Below are 26,428 nucleotides of genomic sequence, written 5' to 3'. Positions count from 1 at the left end.
CCCGCCCCCGTCCGCCCGCAGTCGGGCGGGGGCCGGTCGTCCCGGAGGGAACACCCATGGCACAGCCTGCAACGGGGCCCGCCGAAGGCCCGTGCGAAGACCCCGCCGAACCCCCGGCCGGCACAGCAGTCCACCCGGTCGACGAGAAGCTTCCGCCCGCGCGGCTCCTGCCCGCGGCGCTCCAGCACATCGCCGCCATGTACGCGGGCGTCGTCACCCCTCCGCTGATCATCGGCCAGGCCGTCGGGCTGGACCCCGCCGGAATGACCCGGCTCATCGCGGCGAGCCTCCTGATCGCCGGACTCGCCACCCTCCTCCAGACGATCGGGGCCGGCCGCTTCGCCGGGAACCGGCTCCCCTTCGTCAACGCCGCCTCCTCGGCCGGAATCGCCCCGATGCTGGCCATCGCCGAGACCAGCGCCCCCGGCCGCCAACTCCCCGCGATCTACGGGGCGGTGCTCGTCGCCGGAGCCTTCTGCCTCGCCGTCGGACCGTTCTTCGGCAGGCTGCTGCGCTTCTTCCCACCGCTCGTCACCGGCGTGGTCATCACCCTCATCGGTGTCACCCTCATGCCGGTCCCGGTCGCCTGGGCCCAGGGCGGCGACGCCGAAGCCGCCGACTTCGGCGCCATGAAGTACCTGGCGCTGGCCGCCTTCACGCTCGTCGTCATCCTGCTCGTCCAGCGCTTCGGCCGCGGCTTCCTCAAGCAAGTGGCCCTCCTCGCGGGCATGTTCGTCGGCACGCTGGCCGCGATCCCGTTCGGCCTCGCCGACTTCTCCGCGCTCACATCCGCCCCGCTCGCCGCCCTGCCGACCCCGTTCGCCTTCGGCGCACCGGAGTTCCAGCCCGCGGCGATCCTCTCCCTCTGCATCGTCATGCTCGTCCTGATGACCGAGTCCTCGGCCGGGATGCTGGCCCTCGGCGAGATCTGCGACCGCCGCACCGACGGCCGCACGATCACCCGCGGCCTGCGCACCGACGGCATCGCCACCCTCCTCGGCCCGGTCTTCGGAGGCTTCCCCACGAGCGCGTTCGCCCAGAACGTCGGCGTCGTCTCACTCACCCGGGTGCGCAGCCGGTACGTCGTCGCGGCGGCGGGCGGGGCCCTGCTGGTCCTCGGCGCCTTCCCGGTGCTCGGCGCGGTCGTCTCACTCGTGCCGATGCCGGTCCTCGGCGGCGCGGGCATCGTCCTCTTCGGCTCCATCGCGGTGAGCGGCATCCGTACGCTCTCCGAGGCCGGACTCGACGACAGCTCCAACATCATCCTGGTCGCCGTCGCGCTCGGCGCGGGCATCATCCCGCTCGCCGCGCCCGCCTTCTACGCCGGTTTCCCGGCCTGGGCGCAGACCGTCCTCGGCTCCGGCATCAGCGCGGGAGCGCTGGTCGCGGTCGTCCTCAATCTGTTCTTCCACCATCTCGGCACCCACAGCCGCAACGCTGTGGCACTCAAATCCTCCTAGGGTCCTGCCGTGCCCACATCGCCACAGAGAGAAGAAGGAAGCGCCATGGCAGCTTCGGCAGACCCTCAGCGCATCGTCATCGAGAACTGCTCGATCGCCACCGTCGACGCCCAGGACACGGAGTACGCCTCGGGGTACATCGTCGTGGCGGGCAACCGCATCGAGTCCGTGGGCGCGGGCCGGGCCCCGGAGGGCCTCGCCGGGGTCGTCCGGCGCATCGACGCCACCGGCCACCTCGCGACCCCCGGCCTGGTCAACACCCACCACCACTTCTACCAGTGGATCACCCGGGGCCTGGCCACCGACCACAACCTCTTCAACTGGCTCGTGGCGCTCTACCCGACCTGGGCGCGCATCGACGAGCCGATGGCCCGCGCCGCCGCCCAGGGCTCGCTCGCCACGATGGCCCGCGGCGGGGTCACCACCGCCATGGACCACCACTACGTCTACCCCGAGGGCTCCGGCGACCTGTCCGGCGCCATCATCGGGGCGGCCCGCGAGACGGGCGTACGCTTCACCCTCGCCCGGGGCTCCATGGACCGCAGCGAGAAGGACGGCGGACTGCCCCCGGACTTCGCCGTCGAGACCCTGGACGGCGCGCTCGCCGCCACCGAGGCGACCATCGACGACCACCACGACGCCTCCTTCGACGCCATGACCCAGGTCGCCGTCGCCCCCTGCTCGCCGTTCTCGGTCTCCACCGAACTGATGCGCCAGGGCGCCGAGCTGGCCCGCCGCCGGGGCGTACGGCTGCACACCCACGGGTCGGAGACCGTCGAGGAGGAGCAGTTCTGCAAGGAGCTGTTCGGGATGGGCCCGACCGACTACTTCGAGTCCACCGGCTGGCTCGGCGACGACGTGTGGATGGCGCACTGCGTCCACATGAACGACTCCGACATCGCCGCCTTCGCCCGTACCGGAACGGGCGTCGCCCACTGCCCGTCCTCCAACGCCCGGCTCGCCGCGGGTATCGCCCGGGTCACCGACATGCTCCGGGCCGGGGTGCCCGTCGGCCTCGGCGTGGACGGCACCGCGTCCAACGAGTCCGGCGAACTGCACACCGAACTGCGCAACGCCCTGCTCATCAACCGCCTCGGCGCCCACCGCGAGGCCGCCCTGAACGCCCGTCAGGCCCTGCGCCTGGGCACCTTCGGCGGCGCCCAGGTGCTGGGCCGCGCCGACCAGATCGGCTCCCTGGAGGCCGGCAAGCTCGCCGACCTCGTGCTGTGGAAGCTGGACACGCTGGCCCACTCCTCGATCGCCGACCCGGTGACCGCGCTCATCTTCGGCGCGGCCGCCCCGGTGACCCTCTCCCTCGTCGACGGCAAGCCGGTCGTCGAGGGCAACCACCTCACCACGGTGGACGAGGACGCCGTCGCGCGCTCCACCCGCGACGAGGCCCGCCGCCTCGCGCGGATCGCCGCCGGAGCCTGAGGCCCGGCGGTGCCCCCGACCGGCCGGTCTGGGGGGACGGCCCGAGACCGGCCGCCGTGGACCCGAGCCGGGTCCACGGCAGCCGGTCCGGCGGACGCGCGCCCCAGGGCGCCCGTCCGCCGGACCGGTGAGACCCCCTGCCCGTACGCGCCCCCACCGCGACGGTTCCGCACCACGACACCCGCACCGCCCGCACGCCGTGAAGCACCCGCACCCCCGCACGACCTGAACCACCTGAATCACCTGAGAGAGCCGCATCACCGCACTCCTACGCACCACCTCCCTGACACCCGCGTCACCGACGACGTGTAACCGACCGGAGGAACCGCCGTGGCCGCCAAGCCCAGGTTTCACAAAGACGCAGACACCGCCGCCGAAGCGCCGGACGCTGCCGTCGCAGATGCAGGAACCGACCGCAAACACCCGGTCGACGAGACCCTTCCCCCCTTCAGGATGTTCACCAGCGGCCTCCAGCACGTGGCCGCGATGTACGCGGGCGTGGTGGCCCCGCCGCTCATCGTGGGGCCCGCCGTCGGCCTCACCGCCAAGGAGACCGCCTTCCTGATGGGGGCGAGCCTCTTCACCGCGGGCATCGCCACCCTGCTCCAGACCATCGGCTTCTGGAAGGTCGGCGCCCGGCTGCCCTTCGTCAACGGCGTCTCGTTCGCCGGGGTCGCCCCGATGATCGCGATAGGCAAGGACCGGGGGCACGACGGGATAGCCGTGATCTTCGGCGCGATCATCGTCGCGAGCCTGCTGGGGTTCGTCCTCGCCCCGTACTTCTGCAAGCTGGTCCGCTTCTTCCCGCCGGTGGTCACCGGCACCGTCATCACCCTGATCGGTGCCTCGCTCCTGCCGGTCGCCTTCAACTGGTCCCAGGGCGGCAACGCGGCGGCGGACGACTACGGTTCGATGACCAACATCACCATGGCCGCCGTGACCCTGGTGATCGTGCTGGCCCTGCGCAAGCTGCTGCGCGGCTTCCTCCAGCAGATCGCGATCCTGCTCGGCCTGGTGATCGGCACCCTGATCGCCGTCCCGGCCGGCATCACCGACTTCAGCGCCATCAGGAACGCCGACGTCGTCGGCTTCCCGACGCCGTTCGCCTTCGGCGCCCCGCAGTTCGAGATCGCCGCCATCATCTCCATGTGCATCGTGATGCTCGTCTGCATGACCGAGTCCACCGCCGACATGCTGGCCCTCGGGAAGATCGTCGGCCGCCCCGCCGACGAGAAGATCATCGAGGGCGGTCTGCGCGCGGACACCCTGGGCAGCGCCATCAGCCCGGTCTTCAACGGGTTCATGTGCAGCGCCTTCGCCCAGAACGTCGGCCTCGTCGCCATGACGAAGATCCGCAGCCGGTTCGTCGTCGCGGCGGGCGGCGGCATCCTCATCCTGCTCGGCCTGGTCCCCGTCGCCGCCTCCGTCATCGCCCTCGTGCCGCTGCCGGTGCTCGGCGGGGCGGGCATCGTCCTCTTCGGCACGGTCGCCGCCAGCGGCATCCAGACCCTGGCCACCGCCGCCCTGGAGAAGGGCGAGAACGCGCTGATCGTGGCGGCGGCCCTCGGTATCGGGCTCATCCCGATCGCGGCGCCGCAGTTCTACCACGCTTTCCCCGAGAGCCTGCTGGTCGTCCTCGACTCGGGCATCTCGACCGGCTGCGTGGTGGCGATCGTGCTGAACCTCGCCTTCAACCACGTCGGCCGCGGGGCCGAGGAGCGGGACGAGGAACAGCGGCCCGGCGAGCACGTCGTCCCGGCCGCCTCCGGGACGGGCCTGCACTGACCCGTCCCACGGCCGGTACGACAGGCCCGAGGGCCCCGCGCACCGGGCGGGGCCCTCGCCGTACGACGGGGCACCGGGGGCGCCCGCGGCCGACGGCTGTAGCGTCGGGGGCATGGAAGATCAGTCGGTGGTTGATGTCGGCGATGTGCGCCTCGCGTACCGGACCTGGGGCGACTCGTACGGCTCGCCCGTCGTGCTGCTGCACGGCCTGGGCGGCTCGGCCGCGGACTGGGAGGAGGCCGGGCCGCTGCTGGGGCAGGAGTGGCGGGTCTTCGCCCTGGACCTGCGCGGCCACGGCGAGAGCGACTGGCCCGACGCCTACGACCTGGAGCTGATGGCCGAGGACGTCGTGGGCTTCCTGGGCGAACTGGAGCTGGACCGGGTCGGTCTCGTCGGCCACGGCATGGGAGGCGCCGTCGCCCGGCTGGTGGCCCAGGAGCACTCCGACCGGGTGGAGCGGCTGGTGCTGGTGGAGACCCCGGCGCCGTTCCCCGGCGACCCCGGACCGGCGGGGCGGCCCGAGGGGCCGGTGGACTACGACGAGAACGCGGTGGCGGCCGTACGCGCCCAGCTCGCCGAACCGGGACCGGGCGCCCCCGACGGCCTGGGGGACATCGTCTCCCCGACGCTGATCGTCACCGGTGGCCCGGACAGCGCCCTGGAGCAGCACCGCCAGGCCGACATGGCCTCCCTGATCCCGGACTCCCGGCTGATCACGGTGCCCGGCGGCCACCGGCCGCACCGGACCCGCGCGGACCAGGTGGCCGCGCACATCACGGAGTTCTTCACCAGCTGACCGCGGCCCCGCGCGCGTCGGGGCGCGCCCCCGGTCCCCGACGTCCGCACGCGGGAAGCCTCCGCGGGCGCGGGGCCTCGTACGCGCCGAGGCCTGGCCCGGTGCGGGCGGCTCAGCCCCCGGGCAGCCAGTCCGGGCGGCGGCCGCTGAGGGCGATCACCCGGTCCAGCAGCGGCGCGTCGTCCGGTACCGGGACCGGCGGCCCGAAGATCCCGCCCCGGTCCGGGTCCTCCTCGTCCGGGGCGAGCAGCGCCGCGCAGGCGAGCAGTTCGGCCTCGCCCGCCTCGTACGGCTGACCCGTCGACCGGGCCAGATCCCAGCCGTGGACGACGAGTTCGTCCAGGGCGACGGCCCCGGCCGCCTCGCCGGGCAGCTCCACCCCGCCCGCCCGGGTCATGCCCGCCCAGGCGCCGGGGGAGCGCCAGGCGGCGGCCACCTCCGCCAAGCGGAGCGGCAGCGCCGCCCGCCAGCCCTCGTCCAGGATGGGCAGCACCGCGCCCGGGTCGGTGGCCGTGCCCGGCCCGAGGTCCTTGCGGGCCGCGTCCCGGAAGGCGGCGGTGAGCATGAGGAGGTGGCCGAGCAGCTCGCGTACCGCGTAGTCGGGGCAGGGGGTGGGGGCGTCCAGCCGGGCGTCGTCCACCCCGTCGAGCAGCTTCGCGACGCGCCGGGCGGCGGGCCCGAGGTCCAGGGCGGGGAAGCCGGCGGCGGAGCCGGACGCCGGGGTCTCATGAGTGTCCATACAGTGACGACTCCCGCGCCCGCCCCAACTCATCGCCCCGCACACCGGCACATAGCGGAAGGTTCCCCGCCGGACCCTTGTCGGCTGCCCCCACCCCGTGTCATACAGGTCTGGACCATTGCTGTCCGGATGGAAGGCACCCTCGTGCGACGCCCCCACAGATCTGCCGCGTTGGCCTGTTCCGCCGCCCTGCTCCTCGCCGCCCTCACCGCCTGCGGCGGTACCGCCGACGCCGACACCCAGCGCCCGAGCACCCCGGAGGGTGTCACCGCGCAGGCCAGCAGCTCCACCTCGGTGCACGTCATGTGGGCGCCCGCCACCGACGACGAGAAGATCGCCGGGTACGAGGTCTACCGCGGCGGGACCAAGGTGAAGTCGCTCCCGGCGGCCAAGCACATGACCGACGTCGACGGGCTGACCGCCGCCACCGACTACACCTTCACCGTCCGGTCCAGGGACACCGCCGGGAACCTCTCCACGCCGAGCGCCGCCGTCCCCGTCACCACCCAGGAGACCCCGCCGAAGGACGAGACTCCCCCCACCGTCCCGGCGAAGCTGACCGCGACCGCCGAGGGCGGCCGCGCCGCCACCCTGACCTGGCGGCCCGCCAAGGACGACGTCGGCGTCACCTCCTACGACGTCTACCAGGAGGACTCCCGCATCCACAGCGTGCCGGGCACCGAGACCACCGCGAAGGTGACCGGTCTGCGCCCCGGGACCGTCTACACCTTCACCGTCCGGGCCCGCGACGCCTCCGACAAGTCCTCGCCCGACAGCGACGCCGTCGACCTCACCACCGCTTCGGCCCCCGGCGCCCCCGCGAGCACCGCCCCCACCGGGCTGCGCGCCGAGACCGGCAAGGAGGGCGCGGAGTTCACCGTCGACCTCTCCTGGGACCAGCCCGAGACGGGGGGCGTGATCCCGGCCTACGAGCTGTACCTGAACGGCAAGCTCACCACCACCGTCGTCTGGGGCGGTACGCCTCCCCAGGGCCGGGCCACCTACCGGCTGACCCTCGCCGACCCGCCCGGCACCCGCTACTCCATGAAGCTCAGGGCCAAGCTCCCGGACGGCAAGTGGGGCGACTTCTCGGCCCAGCGGACGGTCGTCCTGGCCGGCTGACGCCCCGCCCGCACACCGCCGCCCCCGGCACCGTGCGGTGCCGGGGGCGGTTCGCGTACGGTCCCGCCGGGCGGCTCAGCGCAGCTGCTCGTACGCGGGCAGGGTCAGGAAGTCCGCGTAGTCCTGGTCCAGGGAGACCTGGAGCAGGAGGTCGTGGGCCTGCTGCCACTTGCCCGCGGCGAAGGTCTCCTCGCCGACCTCCTCGCGGATCGCGGCCAGTTCCTCGGCGGCGACCTCGCGGGCCAGGTCCGCGGTGGCGTGCTCGCCGTTCTCGAAGACCACGTCCGCGTTGATCCACTGCCAGATCTGGGAGCGGGAGATCTCGGCGGTGGCCGCGTCCTCCATCAGGTTGAAGATGGCGACCGCGCCCAGGCCCCGCAGCCACGCCTCGATGTAGCGGATGCCGACCGCGACGGCGTTGCGCAGCCCCTCGTACGTGGGACTGGCGTCGAGCGTGTCGATGGCGATCAGGTCGCCCGGGGCCACCGAGACGTCCTCGCGCAGCCGGTCCTTCTGGTTCGGCTTCTCGCCGAGGACCGCGTCGAAGGAGGCCAGGGCGATCGGGACCAGGTCGGGGTGGGCGACCCAGGAGCCGTCGAAGCCGTCGTTCGCCTCGCGGTCCTTGTCCGCCTTGACCTTCTCGAAGGCGACCTTGTTGACCTCGGCGTCGCGGCGCGAGGGGATGAAGGCCGCCATGCCGCCGATCGCGTGCGCGCCGCGCTTGTGGCAGGTGCGGACCAGGAGTTCGGTGTAGGCGCGCATGAACGGGGCGGTCATCGTCACCGCGTTGCGGTCCGGCAGGACGAACTTGGCGCCGCCGTCACGGAAGTTCTTGACGATGGAGAAGAGGTAGTCCCAGCGGCCCGCGTTCAGCCCGGCGGCGTGGTCGCGCAGCTCGTAGAGGATCTCCTCCATCTCGTACGCGGCGGTGATCGTCTCGATCAGGACGGTCGCGCGGACCGTGCCCTGGGGGATGCCGACGTAGTCCTGGGCGAAGACGAAGACGTCGTTCCAGAGGCGGGCCTCCAGGTGCGACTCCGTCTTCGGGAGGTAGAAGTACGGACCCTTGCCGAGGTCGATCAGGCGCTGGGCGTTGTGGAAGAAGTACAGGCCGAAGTCGACCAGCGCGCCGGGCACGGAGACTCCGTCCAGCTGGAGGTGGCGCTCCTCCAGGTGCCAGCCGCGCGGGCGCATGACGACGGTGGCCAGCTCCTCGGCGGACTTCAGCGCGTACGACTTGCCGGATTTCGGGTCGGTGAAGTCGATGCGGCGCTCGTAGGCGTCGGTCAGGTTGAGCTGGCCGAGGACCACGTTCTCCCAGGTGGGGGCGGACGCGTCCTCGAAGTCGGCGAGCCAGACCCTCGCGCCCGAGTTCAGGGCGTTGACCGTCATCTTGCGGTCGGTCGGACCGGTGATCTCCACCCGGCGGTCGTTCAGCGCGGCCGGGGCCGGGGCGACCCTCCAGGAGTCGTCCGCGCGGACCGCCGCCGTCCCGGGCAGGAAGTCCAGCGTGGAGGTGCGGGCGATCTCGGCGCGGCGCTCACCGCGCCGGGCGAGCAGCTCGTCGCGGCGCGGGGTGAACCGCCGGTGCAGCTCGGCCACGAACGCGAGGGCCGCGTCGGTCAGGACCTCCTCCTGCCGGGGCAGGGGCTCGGCATCGACGATGGCCAGCGTGGACGGCGCTGGTGCGGACATGAGCTGTCACTCCTTCAGCGGGCGGCGGCGTCGGGCCGCCGGGTCGCCTGTAACGGCACAGCGTGCCAAGGCTCCGAGATACGGCCGTGGGCGCCGTCTGAGGTTCAGAGGGCTTCTGACCAGTGGATAGTAGTTTCCTCATAGTGGAAGTTCAATGGTTTGTTGACGTCGAGATTCTCCGGGTCGACAGAAACCGCCTCCCGGTGGCGCGGCGTGCCAGGACGGCCACCCAGGGTGCACCCCGGCCTCCCGCCCCTCACTCCAGGTGCCCGAGATCCGCCGCGGTGTCGATGTCGTACGCCTGCGCCACATCCGAACACTCCACGAGCGTGATCGCATCGCGGTGCTCCCGCAGATAGCCGCGCGCCCCCTGGTCGCCCACCGCCCCCGCCGCGATGTCCGCCCACCGGTCGGCCCCGAACAGCACCGGATGGCCGCGCTCCCCGTCGTACGCGGCCGCCGCCAGGCTCGACCGGGAGCGGCAGGCCTCTCGCACCCGGGCCACCGCCTCCGCCCCGATCCCCGGCTGGTCGACCAGCAGGACCAAGGCCGCGTCCGCGTCCGAGCCGGCCAGCGCCGCCAGGCCCAGCCGCAGCGAGGAGCCCATGCCCTCCTCCCAGCCCGGGTTCACCGTCACCGCGCAGCCCGTGAGCTCGGCCCGCTCCCGCACCTCCCCGGCCGCGGCGCCCAGCACCACGTGCAGCGGGCCGCAGCCGCCGTCGCGCAGGGAGCGCACCGCGTGTTCGACCAGGGGGCGGCCCCGGTGCTCCAGCAGCGCCTTCGGGCGGCCGCCCAGCCGGCGCCCGCCGCCCGCGGCCAGGAGCACCCCCGCCACCTCGGGGCGCCGCGTACCGGATGCCGCGTTCGCGGCCGTGTTCGTCACCATGGGGCCTGGATACCACCGAGTCCTTCGCACACGCGACAGGCATGTCACTCTCAGGGGGCACCCTGATTTCTTTCCGTGGGCTGGCGCACACGGCCTGTCATGGCGTTAACTTGCGGGCGAGCCGCAGGACTTGGCCACGGCCCCGGTTGGGGGTCGCACACCGGCACGAGGACGTGCGAGGGGGAGTGCTGTGTTGCGAAGCGTGGGGCAGAAGCGGCTGACCGGCAGCGGCGAGGACCCGAGAGTGGCCGGGCTGCGGGTGGCGGTCTCCCGGCTCCGCCGTGAGCTGGCCGGGCTCCGGGCGGACTTCCCCGACCGGCCGATCGCCGAGGACGAGCTTGCCGCCCTGGACGCCATGGCCGTGAGCGGCGTCCCGGAGATTCCCCGGATGCGCAGCTCCCTGCTGCTGATCGCCGGGGCGATCGGATCGGTGAGCGCGCTGGCCCTCGCCCTGCGCGAGGTGCGCAACGCGGTGGACCTCTTCGGCGAGCCGCCGCGCGGCTGAGCACTCCGGCCGCGCGGAGCGGGGCTCAGCCGCCGGTCGTACCGCTGCTCGCCAGCGCCTGTGACAGCTCCCCCGCGACCTGCTGGAGGATCGGCACGATCCGCTCCGTCGCCTGCTCCGTCACCCGCCCCGCCGGGCCCGAGATGGAGATCGCGGCCGAGGTGGGGGAGTCCGGCACGGAGACCGCGAGGCACCGCACCCCGATCTCCTGCTCGTTGTCGTCCACCGCGTACCCCGCCCGGCGCACCTGCTCCAGGGCCTCCAGGAAGCCGTCCGGCGTGGTGATCGTCTTCTCCGTGGCGGCGGGCATGCCCGTACGGGCCAGGAGCGCGCGGACCTCGTCGGCGGGGGTGTGCGCGAGGAGCGCCTTGCCCACGCCGGTGGAGTGCGGGAGGACCCGGCGGCCCACCTCGGTGAACATCCGCATGGAGTGCTTGGACGGCACCTGCGCGACGTAGACGATCTCGTCCCCGTCCAGCAGCGCCATGTTCGCCGTCTCTCCGGTCTCCTCCACCAGCCGGGTGAGGTAGGGGCGGGCCCAGGTGCCGAGCAGCCGGGAGGCGGACTCGCCGAGCCGGATCAGCCGGGGTCCGAGAGCGTAGCGGCGGTTGGGCTGCTGGCGCACGTAGCCGCAGACGACCAGGGTGCGCATCAGCCGGTGGATGGTCGGCAGGGGCAGACCGCTGCTCGCGGACAGCTCGCTCAGCCCGACCTCGCCCCCGGCGTCGGCCATCCGCTCCAGCAGATCGAAGGCGCGCTCGAGGGACTGCACGCCACCGCTGGGACCGGCGGGCTTGGAGTCTGCTGTGCTGGCGTGGGACGGCGGCACGTGTGCGGTCCTTTCGAAGCGGAAGGCAAGGCAGCAGCCTACCGGGCGCCGCCCGATCGGCCCACAGCCGTCCGGGCGGCGTCCGTGCCGGTCAGGGCCGGTTTTGTCCGGGTGCCGACGGTCGGTGCGGGCGGTTCCGGGCGGCGTATCCTGGCTCATACTACGTTCCACAGTCCGAAATATGAGTTTTACTTTGTGGAATCTCCAGCCGGGGTGGCAAGGCTGGCCCGCCCGCCCTCCGTGCCGGAAGGTGGGTCTTGACGAGGGCGATTCCCCGGTGAAGACTCCGTCGAGTCTTCAACAGTTCGTTGAATTCCTGGCGGTAAGGAGCAGAGGTGTCCGGTGCGGACGTGAACCTGGTACTGCGTTCGACGCGTGTCGTCACGCCCGAGGGCATCCGTCCGGCGGCGGTCGCCGTCGCGGGCGGGAGTATCGATGCGGTGCTGCCGTACGACGCCGGGGTTCCCGCCGGGGCGCGGCTGGAGGATGCCGGTGACGACGTCGTGCTGCCGGGTCTGGTCGACACCCACGTGCATGTGAACGACCCCGGCCGCAGTGAGTGGGAGGGTTTCTACACCGCCACCCGGGCCGCGGCGGCGGGTGGGATCACCACGCTGCTGGACATGCCGCTCAACTCGCTGCCACCGACCACGACAGTGGAGAACCTGCGGGTCAAGCAGGCGGTGGCCGCCCCGAAGGCGCACGTGGACACCGGGTTCTGGGGTGGGGCCGTGCCCTCCAACGTCGGGGATCTGCGGCCGTTGTACGAGGCGGGGGTGTTCGGTTTCAAGTGCTTCCTGTCGCCCTCGGGGGTGGAGGAGTTCCCGGAGCTGGACCAGGAGCAACTGGCCGGTGCGATGGCGGAGATCACGGGGTTCGGCGGGCTGCTGATCGTGCACGCCGAGGACCCCGGCCATCTGGCCGGTGCCCCGCAGCGGCCCGGTCCGGCCTACGCCGACTTCCTGGCCTCCCGTCCGCGTGCCGCGGAGAACGCGGCGATCGAGGGGCTCATCGCCCAGGCGAAGCGGCTGGACGCGCGGGTGCACGTACTGCATCTGTCCTCCGGTGACGCGCTGCCGCTGATCGCGGCGGCCCGGCGGGAGGGGGTGCGGGTGAGTGTGGAATCCTGCCCGCACTTCCTGACCCTGACGGCCGAGGAGGTGCCGGACGGGGCCACGGAGTTCAAGTGCTGTCCGCCGATCCGCGAGGCCGCCAATCAGGACGCTCTGTGGGCGGGGCTGGCCGATGGCACCATCGACTGTGTCGTCAGTGACCACTCGCCGTGCACCACCGATCTGAAGACCTCCGACTTCGCGTCGGCCTGGGGCGGTATCTCCTCCCTCCAGCTCGGGCTGCCCGCGATGTGGAGCGAGGCCCGCAGGCGGGGTCACACCCTGGAGGACATCGCCCGCTGGATGTCGGCCGCTCCGGCGGAGCTGGCGGGGCTGCGCCGCAAGGGGGCCATCGAGGCCGGTCGTGACGCCGACTTCGCGGTGCTGGCTCCGGAGGCGGTCTTCACCGTCGATCCCGCCGAGCTCTTCCACCGCAACCAGGTCACCGCCTACGCGGGCAGAACCCTGCACGGTGTGGTCCGCTCCACCTGGCTGCGCGGCGTGCGCATCGCCGCCGACGGCGTCCTCACCGAACCCACCGGCCACCTCCTCGAACGCGACCGCTGAGCCCCTGCCCGGCCGCTCGCCCGAACGCGGGCCCCGGCCGTCCCCGAAAGGACCCCCGACCATGACGGACGCCGCGATACCGCGCTTCACCGGCGACGCGAGCCCGTACGCGGGCGGCGACCCCTACGCCGACCACCGCACGGCCGACTTCCCCTTCACCCACCTGGTCGACCTGGCCGACCGCCGTCTCGGGGCCGGGGTCATCGCCGCCAACGACGAGTTCTTCGCCGAGCGCGAGAACCTGCTGAAGCCAGGGCCCGCCGTCTTCGACCCGGAGCGCTTCGGCCACAAGGGCAAGATCATGGACGGCTGGGAGACCCGCCGCCGGCGCGGTGCCGGCGCCGCCGAGCCGCATCCCACCGCCGACGACCACGACTGGGCCCTCGTCCGGCTCGGCGCACCCGGCGTCATCCGGGGCGTCGTCCTGGACACCGCCCACTTCCGCGGCAACTACCCGCAGGCCGTCTCCGTCGAGGCCACCTCCCTGCCCGGCTCCCCGTCCCCCGAGGACCTGCTCGCCCCCGACGTGAGGTGGACGACCCTCGTCCCGCGTACCCCGGTCGGCGGCCACGCGGCCAACGGCTTCGCCGTCGACGCCGGACAGCGCTTCACCCATCTGCGGGTCAACCAGCACCCGGACGGCGGGATCGCCCGGCTGCGCGTGCACGGAGAGGTCGCCCCGGACCCCGCCTGGCTCGCCGCTCTCGGCACGTTCGACCTGGCGGCCCTGGAGCACGGCGGCCAGGTCGAGGACGCATCCGACCGCTTCTACTCCCCGGCCACCAACACCATCCAGCCCGGCCGCTCCCGCCAGATGGACGACGGCTGGGAGACCCGCCGCCGCCGCGACCGGGGCAACGACTGGATCCGCTACCGCCTCGCCGCCCACTCCGAGATCCGGGCCGTGGAGATCGACACCGCGTATCTCAAGGGCAACGCGGCAGGCTGGGCCGCCCTGTCCGTCCGGGACGGGGAGAGCGGCGAGTGGACCGAGATCCTGCCCCGCACCCGGCTCCAGCCCGACACCAACCACCGCTTCCCGCTGGACGCGCCCGTGCGGGCCACCGGCGTACGGATCGACATCTTCCCGGACGGCGGCATCTCCCGGCTCCGGCTGCACGGATCGCTCACCGACGAGGGCGCCGCCGCCCTGGCGGCCCGGCACCGGGAACTCGGCGGCTGATCCCCGCCGCCCACGCGCCGGCCACCGGGCGCACCGCGGTCGCAGGGGTACCGCGGTGCGCCCGGCCGGTCCCGTTACGTGAGGGTGTGTCACCCTGTCGAGGTGTGGGGAGCGGGCCCGGAGGGCAGGCGAACCGCACCTTTCGGTGTCGCGACGTATCCGGCGTTCCACCGCCCCGACCAGGAGCCCCCATGATCTTCATCGCCGTCAAGTTCACCGCCCTCGTCGCCGAGCGCGACAACTGGCTGCCCCGGCTGGAGGACTTCACCCTCGCCACCCGCAGTGAGCCCGGGAACGTCTTCTTCGACTGGTCCTACAGCGTGGAGAACCCCAACGAGTTCGTCCTGCTGGAGGCCTTCGCCGACGCGGCCGCCGGGGAGGCGCACGTGAACTCCGACCACTTCAAGGCGGCGATCGGGACGATGTCGGAGATGGTGGCCGACGTCCCCGAGATCATCAACGTCGAGGTGGAGGGCACCGGCTGGTCGCGGATGGCGGAGGTCACCCCGCGCAACCGCTGACGCCGCGTCGGGGCGGACGGCCGTCGGCGGCTCAGAACTCCTCGTGCGACTCCGGGTCGCCGCCGATCCGCCGCTGCCGCCCGGCCCCGATGGTCGTCAGCTCCTGGGCGGTCAGCTCGAACCCGAACAGGCCGAGGTTCTCGCGCTGCCGTCCGGGATCGGCCGACTTGGGGATCGGCACCGCGCCCAGCTGGGTGTGCCAGCGCAGCACCACCTGACCGGGGGACACCCCGTGGTCCCGGGCGATCGCGACGGTCGAGGGGTCCTCCAGCACCTCGCGTCCCCGGGCCAGCGGGCTCCAGCTCTCCGTGACGATGCCCTTCGCCGCGTGCACCGTCCGCAGCTCCTCCTGCGGCAGCAGCGGATGCATCTCGATCTGGTTCACCGAGGGCAGCACCCCCGTCTCCCGCTCCAGCCGCTCCAGATGGTCGGCGGTGAAGTTGGAGACGCCGATCGAGCGGACGAGCCCGTCCTCGCGGAGCCGGATCATCGCCTTCCAGGTGTCGACGTACTTGTCGACGCGGGGGAGCGGCCAGTGGATCAGATAGAGGTCGACGTACGCGACGCCCAGCCGGGCCCGCGACTCCTCGAACGAGGCGAGGGTCTCCTCGTACCCCTGGTGCCGGCCGGGCACCTTCGTGGTGACGAAGACCTCCTCGCGGGGGACGCCGCTGCGGGCGATGCCCCGGCCGGTGCCGGTCTCGTTGCCATAGTTGAGGGCCGTGTCGACGAGCCGGTAGCCCATCTCCAGGGCCCCGGCGACGGCCTCCTCGGCCGCCGCGTCGTCCAGCGGGTAGGTGCCGAGCCCCACCGCGGGGAGCTCGTTGCCGTCGTTGAGCGCGTGAACCGGTGTGCCGGACATGTGCTGTTCCTGCCCTTCCCGTCGTCGTCCCCGTCCCGGTCAGCGTAGAGGTGAGGGAACCCGCCGCGGCGTCGGCAGCAGTGCCGGGTCCGTCGCCGCCGCCCGCAGCCGCCCGAGGACGGAGCGGGCCGCCTTCTCGTAGCCGAGGCTGCTGTTCTGGAGCACCGACTCGGCGTTGGCCAGCTCCAGGAAGGCGATGATCTCGAACGCCAGCTGACCCGCGTCGGTGTCCGCGGCCAGCTCCCCGGCGGCCCTGGCCTCGTCGATGGTCTGCTCCACGAAGGTGACCCAGCCCGTCTGCGCGGCAGCCAGGGCGTCGTGGACCTTGCCGGGCCGCGAGTCGAACTCGGCGGTGGCGGCGTAGAAGAAGCAGCCGCCCCGGAAGACCCGGTCGCGGGAGTAGGCGGTCCACGCCTCGCACAGCCGCCAGACCCGGCGGAGACCCGGGGGCACCGAGCGGGCGGGGCGCAGCACATGGTCGACGTAGACGGTCACCGCGGCCCGCACGGTGGCCAGTTGGAGCTCCTCCTTCGAGCCGAAGAGCGCGAACACCCCGCTCTTGCTCAGGCCCAGCTCCGTCGCCAGCCGCCCCAGCGACAGCCCCTCCAGCCCCTCGACCGAGGCGATCTGCACCGCTCGCCCCAGGATCATCTGCCGGGTCTGGTTCCCCCGCTCGACCCGGCCGTCCGCCCTCGCCAACGCCATGTGACCAATCCGTGCCTCAGAGTTATCGGGCCGTCAGTCTACTGACGCCCCGGCGGCCGGGGCGGGCCGCCGCACGCGCCGCCTCGGCCGGCCGACCGCGTCCGGCGCCGTCATGACCACGGCCCCCGTCGCCGGTCTCCGCCGGGCGCCGAAAGGGACGAACCGCGCGACTTTGGCCGCCGATGGGCGGCGCGACTCCCCTCAGGGGCGAGATGCTGCGTAACTTTGTCGACATGAAGCGCACCGAGTACCGCTGGCTGCTCCCCTCGGCGATGGCTGACACCGAGCTGCCCGGCGACCGGGCCAGGGCGCGCCGGACCGTACGCGACTGGATCGTCGACCTCAGCGCGTTCCTCATCGCCGTGGGCGTCGGCCTGGCCGCTCTCGCCGCGGTGGAGGCCGACGGCTCCACGGGGGACGCGGTGCTGTTCGTGGACGCCGTGGTGGGCGCTGCCGCCTGCTGCGCGCTCTGGGTCCGCCGCCGCTGGCCGTTCGGGCTGGCGCTGACCCTGACCCTGGTCTCCACCGTGGAGCCGGTCGCCGCCGGGGCACTGCTGGTGGCGCTCTTCAGCCTCGCCGTGCACCGCCCGTTCCGGCCGGTGGCGGTGATCGGGGCGCTCGCGCTGGTGCTGGTTCCCCTGCAACCGTTCCTGCGCCCCGACCCGGCGACCAGCTTCCTCGCCTCGGTCATCTTCGGGGTCCTGATGATCCTGCTGGTGATCAGCTGGGGCATGGCCGTACGCTCCCGGCGCCAGCTCGTCCTCACCCTCCGCGAACGGGCCCGCCGCGCGGAGGCCGAGGCGGAGCTGCGCGCCGAGCAGGCCCAGCGCCTGGCCCGCGAGGCCATCGCCCGCGAGATGCACGACGTCCTGGCCCACCGCCTCACCCTGCTCAGCGTGCACGCCGGGGCGCTGGAGTTCCGCCCCGACGCTCCCGCCGCCGATATCGGCCGGGCCGCCGGGGTCATCCGGGACAGCGCCCACGAGGCGCTCCAGGATCTCCGCGAGATCATCGGCGTCCTGCGCGCCCCCGGCGACAGCGACGAGGGCGGGCGGCCGCAGCCCACCCTCGCGACGCTGGACGCCCTCGTCGCCGAGTCCCGGCTCGCCGGGATGAAGGTCACCGTCGACAACCGGGTCGCCGACCCGGGGGCCGCCCCCGCCGCCACCGGCCGCACGGTCTACCGCATCGCGCAGGAGGCCCTGACCAACGCGCGCAAGCACGCCCCGGGCACCGAGGTCACCGTCCTGGTGGCGGGCGGCCCCGGCCAGGGGCTCACCGTGGAGGTGGAGAACCCGGCCCCCGTCGAACCCTTCGAGCGCGTCCCCGGCTCGGGCCAGGGGCTCATCGGCCTCACCGAACGCGCCACCCTCGCCGGGGGCGAGCTGGAGCACGGCCCGACCCGGGACGGCGGCTTCGCGGTCCGCGCCCGGCTCCCATGGCCGTAAGGGCAGGCCGTCGAACTGTCGCGCGGCCGCCCTCCGTGCGGCCACCCCCTGGGGAGCGCCCCGCCGGTCACACCGGGGCCGGGCCGCTCAGCCGCCGGGGATCTCGGTCAGCGCCACCGGCCTGCGTTCGCGCCGGGACACCTCGCACGCCTCGGCGATCCGCAGCGCGTGCAGGGCCTCCCGCCCGTCGCACGGATTGGCCAGCTCGCCCCGGACGACCCGGACGAAGGCGTCCAGCTCCGCCTCGTAGGCGGGGGCGAACCGCTCCAGGAACCCCGGCCACGGCTTCGGCGGGGCGCCGGGGCCCTCCGGCTCGGCCGAGGTCAGCGGCGTACGGTCGTCCAGGCCGACCACGATCTGGTCCAGCTCCCCGGCCAGCTCCATCCGCACGTCGTACCCGGCGCCGTTGCACCGGGTGGCGGTGGCGGTGGCGAGGGTGCCGTCGTCCAGGGTGAGCAGGGCGGCGGCGGTGTCCACGTCGCCCGCCGCCCGGAACATCGCGGGACCGGCGTCCGAGCCGGTGGCGTACACCTCGCCGACCTCGCGGCCCGTGACCCAGCGCAGGATGTCGAAGTCGTGGACGAGGCAGTCGCGGTAGAGCCCCCCGGAGAGCGGCAGGTACGCGGCGGGCGGCGGCACGGGGTCCGAGGTGACGGCCCGTACGGTGTGCAGCCGCCCGAGCCGGGCCTCCCGTACGGCGGTCCTGGCCTCGCCGTACCCCGCGTCGAAACGGCGCATGAAGCCGAGCTGGAGGACGCTGCCCGCCGCCTCGACCTCCGCCAGCGCGGCCAGGGTGCCGGGCAGGTCCAGGGCGATCGGCTTCTCGCAGAACACGGGCAGCCCGGCGCGGGCGGCGCGGGAGATGAGAGCGGCGTGGGCGGCGGTCGCCGAGCAGATCACCACGGCGTCCGGCAGGCCCCCGGCCTCGCCGCCACCGGTGAACAGCGCGTCCACCCCGACGGCGGTGGCTCCCGTCCGGGCGGCGGTCACGGCGGCCCGCTCCGGGTCCGCGTCCGCCAGCAGCAGGGCGTCCACGGCGGGGTGGCGGCTGAGCGCCTCCGCGTGGAACGTGCCGATCCGTCCCGTTCCGATCAGTCCGATGCGCATGGCCCCCAAGGTGGCGTTCGCCCGGTCGTCATGTCAAGCGTTTGTCCTGACAAATGGCCGCCATGTGGACCGTCGCTCCCGCCCGGCGCGCCATGGCTTTGTCCGGACAACCGAACTACGCTCGCCCCGTGACCGCACAAGGAGCCGATCAGCCGCTGCCGCTGAGCGTGGACCGCACCAGCCCGGTGCCGCTCTACTTCCAGCTCGCGCAGCAGTTGGAGGCCGCCGTCGAGCAGGGGCGGCTGGCCCCCGGCACCCTGCTCGGCAACGAGATCGACCTCGCCGCCCGCCTCGGGCTGTCCCGCCCCACCGTCCGCCAGGCGATCCAGTCCCTGGTCGACAAGGGGCTGATGGTGCGCCGACGCGGCGTCGGCACCCAGGTCGTCCACCGCCGGGTCCGCCGCCCGCCGGAGCTCAGCTCGCTCTACGACGACCTGGAGGCGGCCGGCCAGCGCCCCGCCACCCGCGTCCTGCGCCTCACCACCGAGGCGGCCACCGCCGAGGTCGCGGCCGCCCTCGGCATCGCGGAGGGCAGCGAGGTCCAGATTCTCGAACGGCTGCGCAGCGCGCACGACGAGCCGATGGCCCTGCTGCGCAACCACCTGCCACCGGGGCTGCTGACCCCGACCAGCGAGGAGCTGGAGGCCACCGGCCTGTACCGGCTGATGCGCGTCTCGGGCATCACCCTGCACAGCGCCCGCCAGTCGGTCGGCGCGCGCGCCGCGGCTCCGGGGGAGGCGCGGGCCCTGGACGAGGAGCCGGGCGCCCCGCTGCTGACCATGGAGCGCACCACGTACGACGACACGGGCCGGGTGGTGGAGTTCGGCGCGCACGTCTACCGGGCGGCGCGGTACGCGTTCGAGTTCCAGCTGCTGGTACGCACCTGAGGGCACCGGGCCCTCCCCTCCCGGAGGCCGGAGGGCCGGAAATGGTCCGGGCACACGGGTTGCGCGCGGCGGCCACCGTGCCCCAGGCTCCGTGTCCGTCGGGCGCTCGGGGATACTTGGGCAGCCGGTCCCGGGCTCACAGCCCGTCCCGGCCAAGCGAAGCGCACAGCGAGCAGCAGGAGAAGGGCACCGCGTCGTGGCAAGGGTTCGGACAGGGGTACGCGCACTGGGCGCCGTGCTGGCAGTGGTGCTGGGCGCCTCCCTCGTGGGATGCAGCAGCACCGGCGGCAAGCGGGCGGAAGAACGCGCGGCCGCGGCCGCCGAGGGGCGGGCCGCGGTGAACACCCCGCGCTGGACCTTCGCCATGGTCACCCACTCGGGAGACGGCGACACCTTCTGGGACATCGTCCAGAAGGGCGCCGAGCAGGCCGCCGTCAAGGACAACATCAACTTCCTGTACTCGCACAACGACGAGGCCCAGCAGCAGGCCCAGCTCGTGCAGACCGCGATCGACAAGAAGGTCGACGGGCTGATCGTCTCGCTGGCCAAGCCGGACGCCATGAAGGCCGTGGTCGCCAAGGCCGTCAAGGCGGGCATCCCGGTCGTCACCGTCAACTCCGGCTCCGCCGAGTCCAAGGAGTTCGGCGCGCTCACCCACATCGGCCAGGACGAGACCATCGCCGGTGAGGCCGTCGGCGACGAGCTGAACGAGCGGGGCCGCGAGAAGGCCCTGTGCGTCCTGCACGAGCAGGGCAACGTGGGCCACGAGCAGCGCTGCGCCGGGGCGAAGAAGACCTTCGAGGGCACGATGCAGAACCTGTACGTCGACGGCACCAACATGCCCGACGTCACCGCCTCCATCGAGGCCAAGCTCCAGTCCGACAAGAGCATCGACGCGGTCGTCACCCTCGGCGCCCCCTTCGCCGACGCCGCCGTCCAGGCCAAGCAGACGGCGGGCAGCAAGGCCGAGGTCGACACCTTCGACCTGAACGCCAAGGTCGCCACCGGCCTCCAGGACGACAAGCTCGGCTTCGCCGTCGACCAGCAGCCCTACCTCCAGGGCTACCAGGCCGTCGACCTGCTCTGGCTCTACCGCTACAACCGCAACGTCCTCGGCGGCGGCCTCCCCGTCCTCACCGGCCCCCAGGTCATCACCAAGGACGACGCCGGGGCGCTGGCCGACTTCACCAAGCGGGGCACCCGATGAGCGGTTCCACCGCCGCCCCCGGGCGGCTGGACGAGCGCCTGGTGCACACCTCGCCGCTGCGCAGACTGCTCGGCCGCCCCGAACTCGGCTCGGTCGTCGGCGCGCTCGCCGTCTTCCTGTTCTTCGCGGTCGTCGCCGACAGCTTCCTCCAGGCCTCCAGCTTCGGCACCGTGCTCTACGCGGCCTCCACCCTCGGCATCATGGCCGCCCCGGTCGCCCTGCTGATGATCGGCGGCGAGTTCGACCTGTCCGCCGGTGTCCTGGTGACCAGCTCCGCGCTGATCTCGTCGATGTTCAGCTACCAGATGACCGCCAACGTCTGGGTCGGCGTCCTGGTGTCACTCCTGGTCACGCTCGCCATCGGCGCGTTCAACGGGTTCATGCTGACCCGCACCAAACTGCCCAGCTTCATCATCACGCTGGGCACGTTCCTGATGCTGACGGGCCTCAACCTCGGCTTCACCAAGCTGATCAGCGGCACCGTCTCCACCAGGGCCATCGGGGACATGGAGGGCTTCGACTCGGCCCACGCCCTGTTCGCCTCGACGCTGACCGTCGGCGGCGTCGAGTTCAAGGTGACGATCCTCTGGTGGATCGCGCTGGTCGCGCTCGCCACCTGGATCCTGCTCCGCACCCGCTTCGGCAACTGGATCTTCGCCGTCGGCGGCGAGGCGGACGCCGCCCGCGCGGTCGGCGTCCCGGTTATCCGCACCAAGATCGGGCTCTACCTCGGCGTGGCCTTCGCCGCCTGGGTCTCCGGTCAGCACCTGCTGTTCAGCTACGACGTCGTCCAGTCCGGCGAGGGCGTCGGCAACGAGCTGACGTACATCATCGCCGCCGTCATCGGCGGCTGCCTGATCACCGGCGGCTACGGCTCCGCGATCGGCTCGGCGGTCGGCGCCTTCATCTTCGGCATGACCAGCAAGGGCATCGTCTACGCCGAGTGGAACCCCGACTGGTTCAAGTTCTTCCTGGGAGCCATGCTGCTCCTGGCCACCCTGCTCAACGCGTGGGTGCGCAAGCGCGCGGAGGCGACGACATGACGACCACGTCCGACAGGCCCGCGGGCCCCCTGGTCGAGCTGGACGACGTCGCGAAGTTCTACGGCAACATCAAGGCCCTGGAACACGTCTCCCTGGAGGTCCACGCGGGCGAGATCACCTGCGTCCTCGGCGACAACGGCGCGGGCAAGTCCACCCTGATCAAGATCATCGCCGGGCTGCACCGGCACGACGCCGGACGCTTCCTGATCGACGGCGAGGAGACCGCCCTCGCCAACCCGCGCGACGCCCTGGACCGGGGCATCGCCACCGTCTACCAGGATCTCGCCGTCGTCCCGCTGATGCCGGTCTGGCGGAACTTCTTCCTCGGCTCCGAGCCCACCACCGGCGTCGGCCCCTTCCGGCGCCTGGACGTGCGGACGATGCGCGAGACGACCCGCAGGGAACTGCTGCGCATGGGCATCGACCTGCGCGACGTCGACCAGCCCATCGGCACCCTCTCCGGCGGCGAGCGCCAGTGCGTGGCCATCGCCCGCGCCGTCTACTTCGGCGCCAAGGTCCTCGTCCTCGACGAGCCGACCGCCGCCCTCGGCGTCAAACAGTCCGGGGTCGTCCTCAAGTACGTCGCCGCGGCCCGCGACGCCGGGCTCGGCGTGGTCCTCATCACCCACAACCCGCACCACGCCTACCTCGTCGGCGACCGGTTCGTGCTGCTCAAGCGCGGCGCCATGTCCGGCAGCCACACCCGGGACGGCGTCACGCTCGACGAGCTCACCCGGCAGATGGCGGGCGGCAGCGAGCTGGAGGAGCTCAGCCACGAGCTGGAGCGCACCCCGGCACCCACCCTCCCCGGCGGCCCCGCCGCCGCCCACGAGGACTCCTGACCGCCGGAGGGCCCCGGCGCGGCCCACCCCGGCCGACGGCCGCCGGGGCCCGGCAGTGGCAGAATCGAGCGCGGCGGGCGCCGTCCGCCGCCGGACACCCCACCCGCCCGGCCCCCACCACCCCGCAGGGACGATGAGCACGTACCGCGACTTCGCCCACCGCGGCTCCGCCCGCGCCACCGTCCTCAAGACGGTCGGCACCAAGGAACGCCGCTCGCACCTGTCCGCGCCCCGCGTCCCCACGGTCGGGATCGACATCGGCGGTACGAAGGTGATGGCGGGCGTCGTCGACGCCGACGGCACCATCCTGGAGAAGGTCCGCACCGAGACGCCCGACAAGTCCAAGAGCCCCAAGGTCGTCGAGGACACCATCGTCGAGCTGGTCCTGGACCTCTCCGACCGGCACGACGTGCACGCGGTCGGCATCGGCGCGGCGGGCTGGGTGGACGCCGACCGGTCCAAGGTCCTGTTCGCCCCGCACCTCGCCTGGCGCGACGAGCCCCTGCGCGACGCCATCGCCTCCCGCCTCGTCGTCCCCGTCATGGTCGACAACGACGCCAACACCGCCGCCTGGGCGGAGTGGCGCTTCGGCGCGGGCCGCGGCGAGGACCACCTCGTCATGATCACGCTCGGCACGGGCATCGGCGGCGCGATCCTGGAGGACGGCCAGGTCAAGCGCGGCAAGTACGGGGTGGCCGGTGAGTTCGGCCACATGCAGGTGGTGCCCTCGGGCCACCGCTGCCCCTGCGGGAACCGGGGCTGCTGGGAGCAGTACAGCTCCGGCAACGCCCTGGTCCGCGAGGCGAGGGAGCTGGCCGCCGCGGACTCCCCGGTCGCCCACTACCTGCTGGACCGGGTGAAGGGGAACGTCTCCGACATCACCGGCCCCCTCATCACCGAACTGGCCCGCGAGGGCGATGCGATGTGCATCGAACTCCTCCAGGACATCGGCCAGTGGCTCGGCGTCGGCATCGCCAACCTGGCCGCCGCGCTCGACCCCTCCTGCTTCGTCATCGGCGGCGGGGTAAGCGCCGCCGACGACCTCCTGATCACCCCCGCCCGGGACGCCTTCAAGCGCCACCTCACCGGCCGCGGCTACCGCCCCGAGGCGAGGATCGCCAAGGCCCAGCTGGGGCCGGAGGCGGGTATGGTCGGCGCCGCGGACCTGGCCCGGCTGGTCGCCCGCCGCTTCCGCCGGACCAACCGGCGCCGCGTCGAGCGGTACGAGCGCTACGCCCAGATCTACGACCAGGCGGCGAGCACCATCCGCAACACGCGCTCCACCCGCGCCGTCGACTGAACCGCGGCCGCCCCCCTCGGCGTCCCCCTCCCCGTACGCCACGACCGCAGCACCTAGGGACCACCTGATCATGATCGCAGCCGAGCACCCCGTGGTACCGCACCAGTCGGAGTCGCCGGGCGGCGGCGAGAGCAAGCCGCCCGAGGACCGCCGACGGGTGTTCAAGCGGCGGTTCATCACCGCGACGATCATCGTGCTGCTCATCGGCATCCCGGCGGGCTACCTGCTGATCTCCGCCGGTCAGAGCCGCCGGTCCGGCATGGACAAGGAGACCGAGGCCGCCGCCCAGGGGCTCCGCGAGGGCTGGCCCTCCAAGATGCAGCGCCGGATCTTCGAGGTACCGGTCCCCGGCAACGGCGCCGGGGTCCAGTACTACGAGACCAACAACTGGAAAGCCAGCCGGATGTACGTGAAGTTCCGGACCACCTCCGCGGGACTGGACCGCTTCCTGACCGGCATCGGCACCGGCCGCGCGGCGCTGGAGCCGGACAGGATCGACATCAGCGACCGGGACGTCAGGATCACCGGCTGGCACTTCGGCCCGGACCAGCACTGGGCCAGCACCACGCACCGGAACAAGAAGCCGCGGCCCACCCAGAACATCACGGTCAACATGACCGATCCGGCCAGCCCCGTGGTGTACGTGGTCTCCGCGGCGACCCCCTGACCCTCTGACCGGCGCTTTCGCCGTGCCCGGAGCGGGAGCCGCCGGCCGCGGACGGGCCGAGAACCGGCCGAGTTCTTTCGGCTCGTCTCAAAGTCGCCCTGCGAAGGCACGCCTCCGGCGGCCATGATGATCCACATGCCGGAAGCTCTGGAGATCCTCGCCCTCGCCTGTACCGGTCTGTACGCCGGGTACATGCTCGCTTTCCTGTCGGGCGTCATGCCCGCCCTCAAAGAGATGGACGACGCGTCGTTCACCTCGGTCATGCGGACGGTGAACCGCAAGGTTCCCGGCCCGCTCTTCCTGCTCCTCTTCCTCGGATCGCTCGCCTTCCCCGCGGTCTCGTTCTTCGTCGAGCCGGACGGGCGGGCGGGCGGCGACACCACCCTGGTGGGCGCCGCGGCCGTCTGCGCGCTGGTGGGCCACCTGGTCACCTCGGGCGGCAACGTCCCGCTGAACAACGCGCTGGAGTCCGCCAAGGGACGTGACGCCCGGAGCGCCCGTACGGCGTTCGAGGGCCGGTGGAACGCCCTGCACGCCCTGCGCACCCTGCTCGCCACCGCCGCCTTCGGCCTGGTCGCCGTCGCCGTCACCGGCTGAGACACCACCCGGGGTGCCGCCCCGGCCGGTGACGCGGCGCCCCGGGTGGTGGCCAGGCATGGTCCTACCTACGTGAAGCTTCGACTAGATGAGACGATGACGAATGAAACTGAGTCAGTGAGCTATTCACCGTCTGCGGCCCGAAGACTTTAATGAATTCATGAGCACTCACGCACAGAACACAGCGCCCATCCTCGTCATCGGCGGCACCGGCAAGACCGGACGGCGCGTCGCCGAGCGCCTGGAGACGCTCGGCCGCCCGGCCCGCGTCGGCTCGCGTTCCAGCGACATCCCCTTCGTCTGGGAGGACGAGAGCACCTGGGAGGCCGCTCTCGACGGAGTCTCCGCGGCCTACGTCACCTACTACCCGGACCTGGCCTTCCCCGGGGCCAAGGAAGCCATCGGGCGGTTCGCCGCCACCGCGGTGGCGCGGGGCGTCAAGCGCCTCGTGCTCCTCTCCGGCCGCGGCGAGGAAGGCGCGGTCGCGAGCGAGGACGCGCTCAAGGCGTCCGGCTGCGACTGGACCGTCGTCCGCTGCAACTGGTTCAACCAGAACTTCAGCGAGAGCTTCTTCCTCGACCCCGTCCTCTCCGGCGAGCTGGCGCTGCCCACCGGTGACGCCGTCGAGCCCTTCGTGGACGCCGACGACATCGCCGACGTCGCCGTCGCCGCCCTCACCGACGACCGCCACATCGGCAAGACCTACGAGCTGTCCGGACCGCGGCTGCTGAGCTTCCACGACGTGGCCCGTGAGCTGTCGGCCGCCACCGGACGGACCATCACCTACATCCCGGTCAGCGTCGACGACTACCGGGCGGCCCTGCGGCAGCTGGGCGAGCCGGAGGAGTTCGCTGACCTCTTCACGCTGATCGTCGACGGCCGCAACGCCAGCATCGTGCACGGCGTCCGCGAAGCGCTCGGGCGGGAGCCCAAGGACTTCGCGGACTACGCCAAGGAGGCCGCGGCGAGCGGCGCCTGGAACGCCTGACCGCTCCCGTTCGAGCAGTGGTGGGGGGGGGGGCCCCGCGGGCCCGGCCCCCGCCCCCCCCCCGGGCCCCGCGGGGGCCCCCCCCCCCCCCACCGGGGGGGGCCCCCCCCGCCCGGCCCCCCCCCCGCAAACGGGCGGCCC

General features: G+C 72.8%; 25 protein-coding genes. 18 read left to right on the top strand and 7 right to left on the bottom strand.

Annotation, left to right across the window (positions count from 1 at the left end; genetic code table 11):
• Positions 1 to 56: 56 nt before the first annotated feature.
• The 4 genes from ACIRRU_RS22435 (at position 57) to ACIRRU_RS22420 (ending at position 5,475) form a co-directional block, all read left to right on the top strand.
• Positions 57 to 1,460 (top strand): nucleobase:cation symporter-2 family protein, encoded by a 1,404-nt coding sequence (locus tag ACIRRU_RS22435; protein WP_403683258.1) that lies wholly within the window; start codon positions 57 to 59, stop codon positions 1,458 to 1,460.
• 45 nt (positions 1,461 to 1,505) lie between these two features.
• The gene (locus ACIRRU_RS22430) at positions 1,506 to 2,894 is read left to right on the top strand and encodes an 8-oxoguanine deaminase (RefSeq protein ID WP_403683257.1); all 1,389 of its coding nucleotides are present in this window, start codon (positions 1,506 to 1,508) and stop codon (positions 2,892 to 2,894) included.
• 330 nt (positions 2,895 to 3,224) lie between these two features.
• Positions 3,225 to 4,679 (top strand): nucleobase:cation symporter-2 family protein, encoded by a 1,455-nt coding sequence (locus ACIRRU_RS22425; protein ID WP_403683256.1) that lies wholly within the window; start codon positions 3,225 to 3,227, stop codon positions 4,677 to 4,679.
• 112 nt (positions 4,680 to 4,791) lie between these two features.
• Positions 4,792 to 5,475: an alpha/beta fold hydrolase gene (locus ACIRRU_RS22420; RefSeq protein ID WP_403683254.1), complete on the top strand. Its 684-nt coding sequence runs from the start codon at positions 4,792 to 4,794 to the stop codon at positions 5,473 to 5,475.
• A gap of 112 nt (positions 5,476 to 5,587) precedes the next feature.
• Here the strand turns inward: ACIRRU_RS22420 and ACIRRU_RS22415 are convergent, their stop codons facing one another.
• Positions 5,588 to 6,214, bottom strand: a complete 627-nt coding sequence (locus tag ACIRRU_RS22415) for a TIGR03086 family metal-binding protein (protein ID WP_403683252.1) — start codon at positions 6,212 to 6,214, stop codon at positions 5,588 to 5,590.
• A 129-nt stretch (positions 6,215 to 6,343) separates the two neighbouring features.
• Here ACIRRU_RS22415 and ACIRRU_RS22410 point away from each other — a divergent pair, with 129 nt between their 5' ends.
• On the top strand, positions 6,344 to 7,336 hold the full coding sequence (locus tag ACIRRU_RS22410; RefSeq protein WP_403683251.1) for a fibronectin type III domain-containing protein: 993 nt from the start codon (positions 6,344 to 6,346) through the stop codon (positions 7,334 to 7,336).
• Between the two features lie 75 nt (positions 7,337 to 7,411).
• On the opposite strand, the gene aceB is transcribed toward ACIRRU_RS22410, so the two are convergent.
• A complete protein-coding gene (gene aceB, locus ACIRRU_RS22405; protein WP_403683249.1) occupies positions 7,412 to 9,031 on the bottom strand; it encodes a malate synthase A in 1,620 nt (539 codons plus the stop codon).
• Between the two features lie 256 nt (positions 9,032 to 9,287).
• On the bottom strand, positions 9,288 to 9,917 hold the full coding sequence (locus ACIRRU_RS22400; protein WP_403683248.1) for an NTP transferase domain-containing protein: 630 nt from the start codon (positions 9,915 to 9,917) through the stop codon (positions 9,288 to 9,290).
• Positions 9,918 to 10,119: 202 nt separating this feature from the next.
• Here ACIRRU_RS22400 and ACIRRU_RS22395 point away from each other — a divergent pair, with 202 nt between their 5' ends.
• Positions 10,120 to 10,422, top strand: a complete 303-nt coding sequence (locus tag ACIRRU_RS22395; RefSeq protein ID WP_363201623.1) for a DUF5955 family protein — start codon at positions 10,120 to 10,122, stop codon at positions 10,420 to 10,422.
• 25 nt (positions 10,423 to 10,447) lie between these two features.
• On the opposite strand, the gene ACIRRU_RS22390 is transcribed toward ACIRRU_RS22395, so the two are convergent.
• Positions 10,448 to 11,251 (bottom strand): IclR family transcriptional regulator, encoded by an 804-nt coding sequence (locus tag ACIRRU_RS22390; RefSeq protein ID WP_403683247.1) that lies wholly within the window; start codon positions 11,249 to 11,251, stop codon positions 10,448 to 10,450.
• A gap of 335 nt (positions 11,252 to 11,586) precedes the next feature.
• Between ACIRRU_RS22390 and allB the strand changes: the two genes are divergently transcribed.
• From allB to ACIRRU_RS22375, 3 genes are all read left to right on the top strand, one after another.
• Entirely contained in the window at positions 11,587 to 12,930 is a 1,344-nt protein-coding gene (allB, locus tag ACIRRU_RS22385) for an allantoinase AllB (RefSeq protein WP_403683245.1), read from the top strand.
• A 61-nt stretch (positions 12,931 to 12,991) separates the two neighbouring features.
• Positions 12,992 to 14,113, top strand: a complete 1,122-nt coding sequence (alc, locus tag ACIRRU_RS22380) for an allantoicase (RefSeq protein ID WP_403683244.1) — start codon at positions 12,992 to 12,994, stop codon at positions 14,111 to 14,113.
• 191 nt (positions 14,114 to 14,304) lie between these two features.
• A complete protein-coding gene (locus ACIRRU_RS22375) occupies positions 14,305 to 14,634 on the top strand; it encodes a putative quinol monooxygenase (protein WP_363201526.1) in 330 nt (109 codons plus the stop codon).
• 31 nt (positions 14,635 to 14,665) lie between these two features.
• Here the strand turns inward: ACIRRU_RS22375 and ACIRRU_RS22370 are convergent, their stop codons facing one another.
• Positions 14,666 to 15,496 carry an aldo/keto reductase gene (locus ACIRRU_RS22370; protein ID WP_403683243.1) on the bottom strand — a complete coding sequence of 277 codons (831 nt, stop codon included), beginning with the start codon at positions 15,494 to 15,496 and terminating at the stop codon, positions 14,666 to 14,668.
• Between the two features lie 39 nt (positions 15,497 to 15,535).
• Complete coding sequence (locus tag ACIRRU_RS22365) at positions 15,536 to 16,201, bottom strand: TetR/AcrR family transcriptional regulator (protein WP_403683242.1); 666 nt, start codon at positions 16,199 to 16,201, stop codon at positions 15,536 to 15,538.
• A gap of 233 nt (positions 16,202 to 16,434) precedes the next feature.
• On the opposite strand from ACIRRU_RS22365, the gene ACIRRU_RS22360 reads away from it, so the two are divergent.
• Positions 16,435 to 17,649, top strand: a complete 1,215-nt coding sequence (locus tag ACIRRU_RS22360) for a sensor histidine kinase (RefSeq protein ID WP_403683239.1) — start codon at positions 16,435 to 16,437, stop codon at positions 17,647 to 17,649.
• 87 nt (positions 17,650 to 17,736) lie between these two features.
• On the opposite strand, the gene ACIRRU_RS22355 is transcribed toward ACIRRU_RS22360, so the two are convergent.
• Positions 17,737 to 18,756 carry a Gfo/Idh/MocA family oxidoreductase gene (locus ACIRRU_RS22355; RefSeq protein ID WP_403683237.1) on the bottom strand — a complete coding sequence of 340 codons (1,020 nt, stop codon included), beginning with the start codon at positions 18,754 to 18,756 and terminating at the stop codon, positions 17,737 to 17,739.
• Between the two features lie 128 nt (positions 18,757 to 18,884).
• Between ACIRRU_RS22355 and ACIRRU_RS22350 the strand changes: the two genes are divergently transcribed.
• From ACIRRU_RS22350 to ACIRRU_RS22315, 8 genes are all read left to right on the top strand, one after another.
• Positions 18,885 to 19,643, top strand: coding sequence for a GntR family transcriptional regulator (locus ACIRRU_RS22350; protein WP_403683236.1), 759 nt, complete (start codon positions 18,885 to 18,887; stop codon positions 19,641 to 19,643).
• Between the two features lie 226 nt (positions 19,644 to 19,869).
• On the top strand, positions 19,870 to 20,850 hold the full coding sequence (locus tag ACIRRU_RS22345) for a sugar ABC transporter substrate-binding protein (RefSeq protein WP_363201624.1): 981 nt from the start codon (positions 19,870 to 19,872) through the stop codon (positions 20,848 to 20,850).
• A complete protein-coding gene (locus ACIRRU_RS22340) occupies positions 20,847 to 21,893 on the top strand; it encodes an ABC transporter permease (protein WP_403683235.1) in 1,047 nt (348 codons plus the stop codon). The genes ACIRRU_RS22345 and ACIRRU_RS22340 overlap by 4 nt, the downstream gene beginning before the upstream one ends.
• Positions 21,890 to 22,735, top strand: coding sequence for an ATP-binding cassette domain-containing protein (locus ACIRRU_RS22335; protein ID WP_363201533.1), 846 nt, complete (start codon positions 21,890 to 21,892; stop codon positions 22,733 to 22,735). Before ACIRRU_RS22340 ends, ACIRRU_RS22335 begins: the two co-directional genes overlap by 4 nt.
• A 133-nt stretch (positions 22,736 to 22,868) precedes the next feature.
• Complete coding sequence (locus ACIRRU_RS22330) at positions 22,869 to 24,035, top strand: ROK family glucokinase (RefSeq protein ID WP_363201535.1); 1,167 nt, start codon at positions 22,869 to 22,871, stop codon at positions 24,033 to 24,035.
• A gap of 70 nt (positions 24,036 to 24,105) precedes the next feature.
• Positions 24,106 to 24,702, top strand: a complete 597-nt coding sequence (locus ACIRRU_RS22325; RefSeq protein ID WP_403683232.1) for a hypothetical protein — start codon at positions 24,106 to 24,108, stop codon at positions 24,700 to 24,702.
• 135 nt (positions 24,703 to 24,837) lie between these two features.
• A complete protein-coding gene (locus ACIRRU_RS22320) occupies positions 24,838 to 25,299 on the top strand; it encodes a DUF1772 domain-containing protein (protein WP_403683231.1) in 462 nt (153 codons plus the stop codon).
• A 160-nt stretch (positions 25,300 to 25,459) separates the two neighbouring features.
• The gene (locus tag ACIRRU_RS22315) at positions 25,460 to 26,287 is read left to right on the top strand and encodes an NmrA family NAD(P)-binding protein (RefSeq protein ID WP_403683229.1); all 828 of its coding nucleotides are present in this window, start codon (positions 25,460 to 25,462) and stop codon (positions 26,285 to 26,287) included.
• The last annotated feature ends 141 nt before the right edge of the window (positions 26,288 to 26,428 follow it).

This window comes from Streptomyces sp. NPDC101181, from assembly GCF_044767975.1.
Classification (GTDB): Bacteria; Actinomycetota; Actinomycetes; order Streptomycetales; family Streptomycetaceae; genus Streptomyces.
This window is presented reverse-complemented; position numbering and strand designations above follow the sequence as displayed.

What these genes read in the sequence shown, in the direction of transcription:
- ACIRRU_RS22435 (WP_403683258.1), top strand. Translation starts at nt 57, where the DNA reads ATGGCACAGCCTGCAACGGGGCCCGCCGAAGGCCCGTGCGAAGACCCC.
- ACIRRU_RS22430 (WP_403683257.1), top strand. Translation starts at nt 1,506, where the DNA reads ATGGCAGCTTCGGCAGACCCTCAGCGCATCGTCATCGAGAACTGCTCG.
- ACIRRU_RS22420 (WP_403683254.1), top strand. Translation starts at nt 4,792, where the DNA reads ATGGAAGATCAGTCGGTGGTTGATGTCGGCGATGTGCGCCTCGCGTAC.
- ACIRRU_RS22415 (WP_403683252.1), bottom strand. Translation starts at nt 6,214, where the DNA reads ATGGACACTCATGAGACCCCGGCGTCCGGCTCCGCCGCCGGCTTCCCC.
- ACIRRU_RS22410 (WP_403683251.1), top strand. Translation starts at nt 6,344, where the DNA reads ATGGAAGGCACCCTCGTGCGACGCCCCCACAGATCTGCCGCGTTGGCC.
- aceB (WP_403683249.1), bottom strand. Translation starts at nt 9,031, where the DNA reads ATGTCCGCACCAGCGCCGTCCACGCTGGCCATCGTCGATGCCGAGCCC.
- ACIRRU_RS22400 (WP_403683248.1), bottom strand. Translation starts at nt 9,917, where the DNA reads ATGGTGACGAACACGGCCGCGAACGCGGCATCCGGTACGCGGCGCCCC.
- alc (WP_403683244.1), top strand. Translation starts at nt 12,992, where the DNA reads ATGACGGACGCCGCGATACCGCGCTTCACCGGCGACGCGAGCCCGTAC.
- ACIRRU_RS22375 (WP_363201526.1), top strand. Translation starts at nt 14,305, where the DNA reads ATGATCTTCATCGCCGTCAAGTTCACCGCCCTCGTCGCCGAGCGCGAC.
- ACIRRU_RS22370 (WP_403683243.1), bottom strand. Translation starts at nt 15,496, where the DNA reads ATGTCCGGCACACCGGTTCACGCGCTCAACGACGGCAACGAGCTCCCC.
- ACIRRU_RS22365 (WP_403683242.1), bottom strand. Translation starts at nt 16,201, where the DNA reads ATGGCGTTGGCGAGGGCGGACGGCCGGGTCGAGCGGGGGAACCAGACC.
- ACIRRU_RS22360 (WP_403683239.1), top strand. Translation starts at nt 16,435, where the DNA reads ATGAAGCGCACCGAGTACCGCTGGCTGCTCCCCTCGGCGATGGCTGAC.
- ACIRRU_RS22355 (WP_403683237.1), bottom strand. Translation starts at nt 18,756, where the DNA reads ATGCGCATCGGACTGATCGGAACGGGACGGATCGGCACGTTCCACGCG.
- ACIRRU_RS22340 (WP_403683235.1), top strand. Translation starts at nt 20,847, where the DNA reads ATGAGCGGTTCCACCGCCGCCCCCGGGCGGCTGGACGAGCGCCTGGTG.
- ACIRRU_RS22335 (WP_363201533.1), top strand. Translation starts at nt 21,890, where the DNA reads ATGACGACCACGTCCGACAGGCCCGCGGGCCCCCTGGTCGAGCTGGAC.
- ACIRRU_RS22330 (WP_363201535.1), top strand. Translation starts at nt 22,869, where the DNA reads ATGAGCACGTACCGCGACTTCGCCCACCGCGGCTCCGCCCGCGCCACC.
- ACIRRU_RS22325 (WP_403683232.1), top strand. Translation starts at nt 24,106, where the DNA reads ATGATCGCAGCCGAGCACCCCGTGGTACCGCACCAGTCGGAGTCGCCG.
- ACIRRU_RS22320 (WP_403683231.1), top strand. Translation starts at nt 24,838, where the DNA reads ATGCCGGAAGCTCTGGAGATCCTCGCCCTCGCCTGTACCGGTCTGTAC.
- ACIRRU_RS22315 (WP_403683229.1), top strand. Translation starts at nt 25,460, where the DNA reads ATGAGCACTCACGCACAGAACACAGCGCCCATCCTCGTCATCGGCGGC.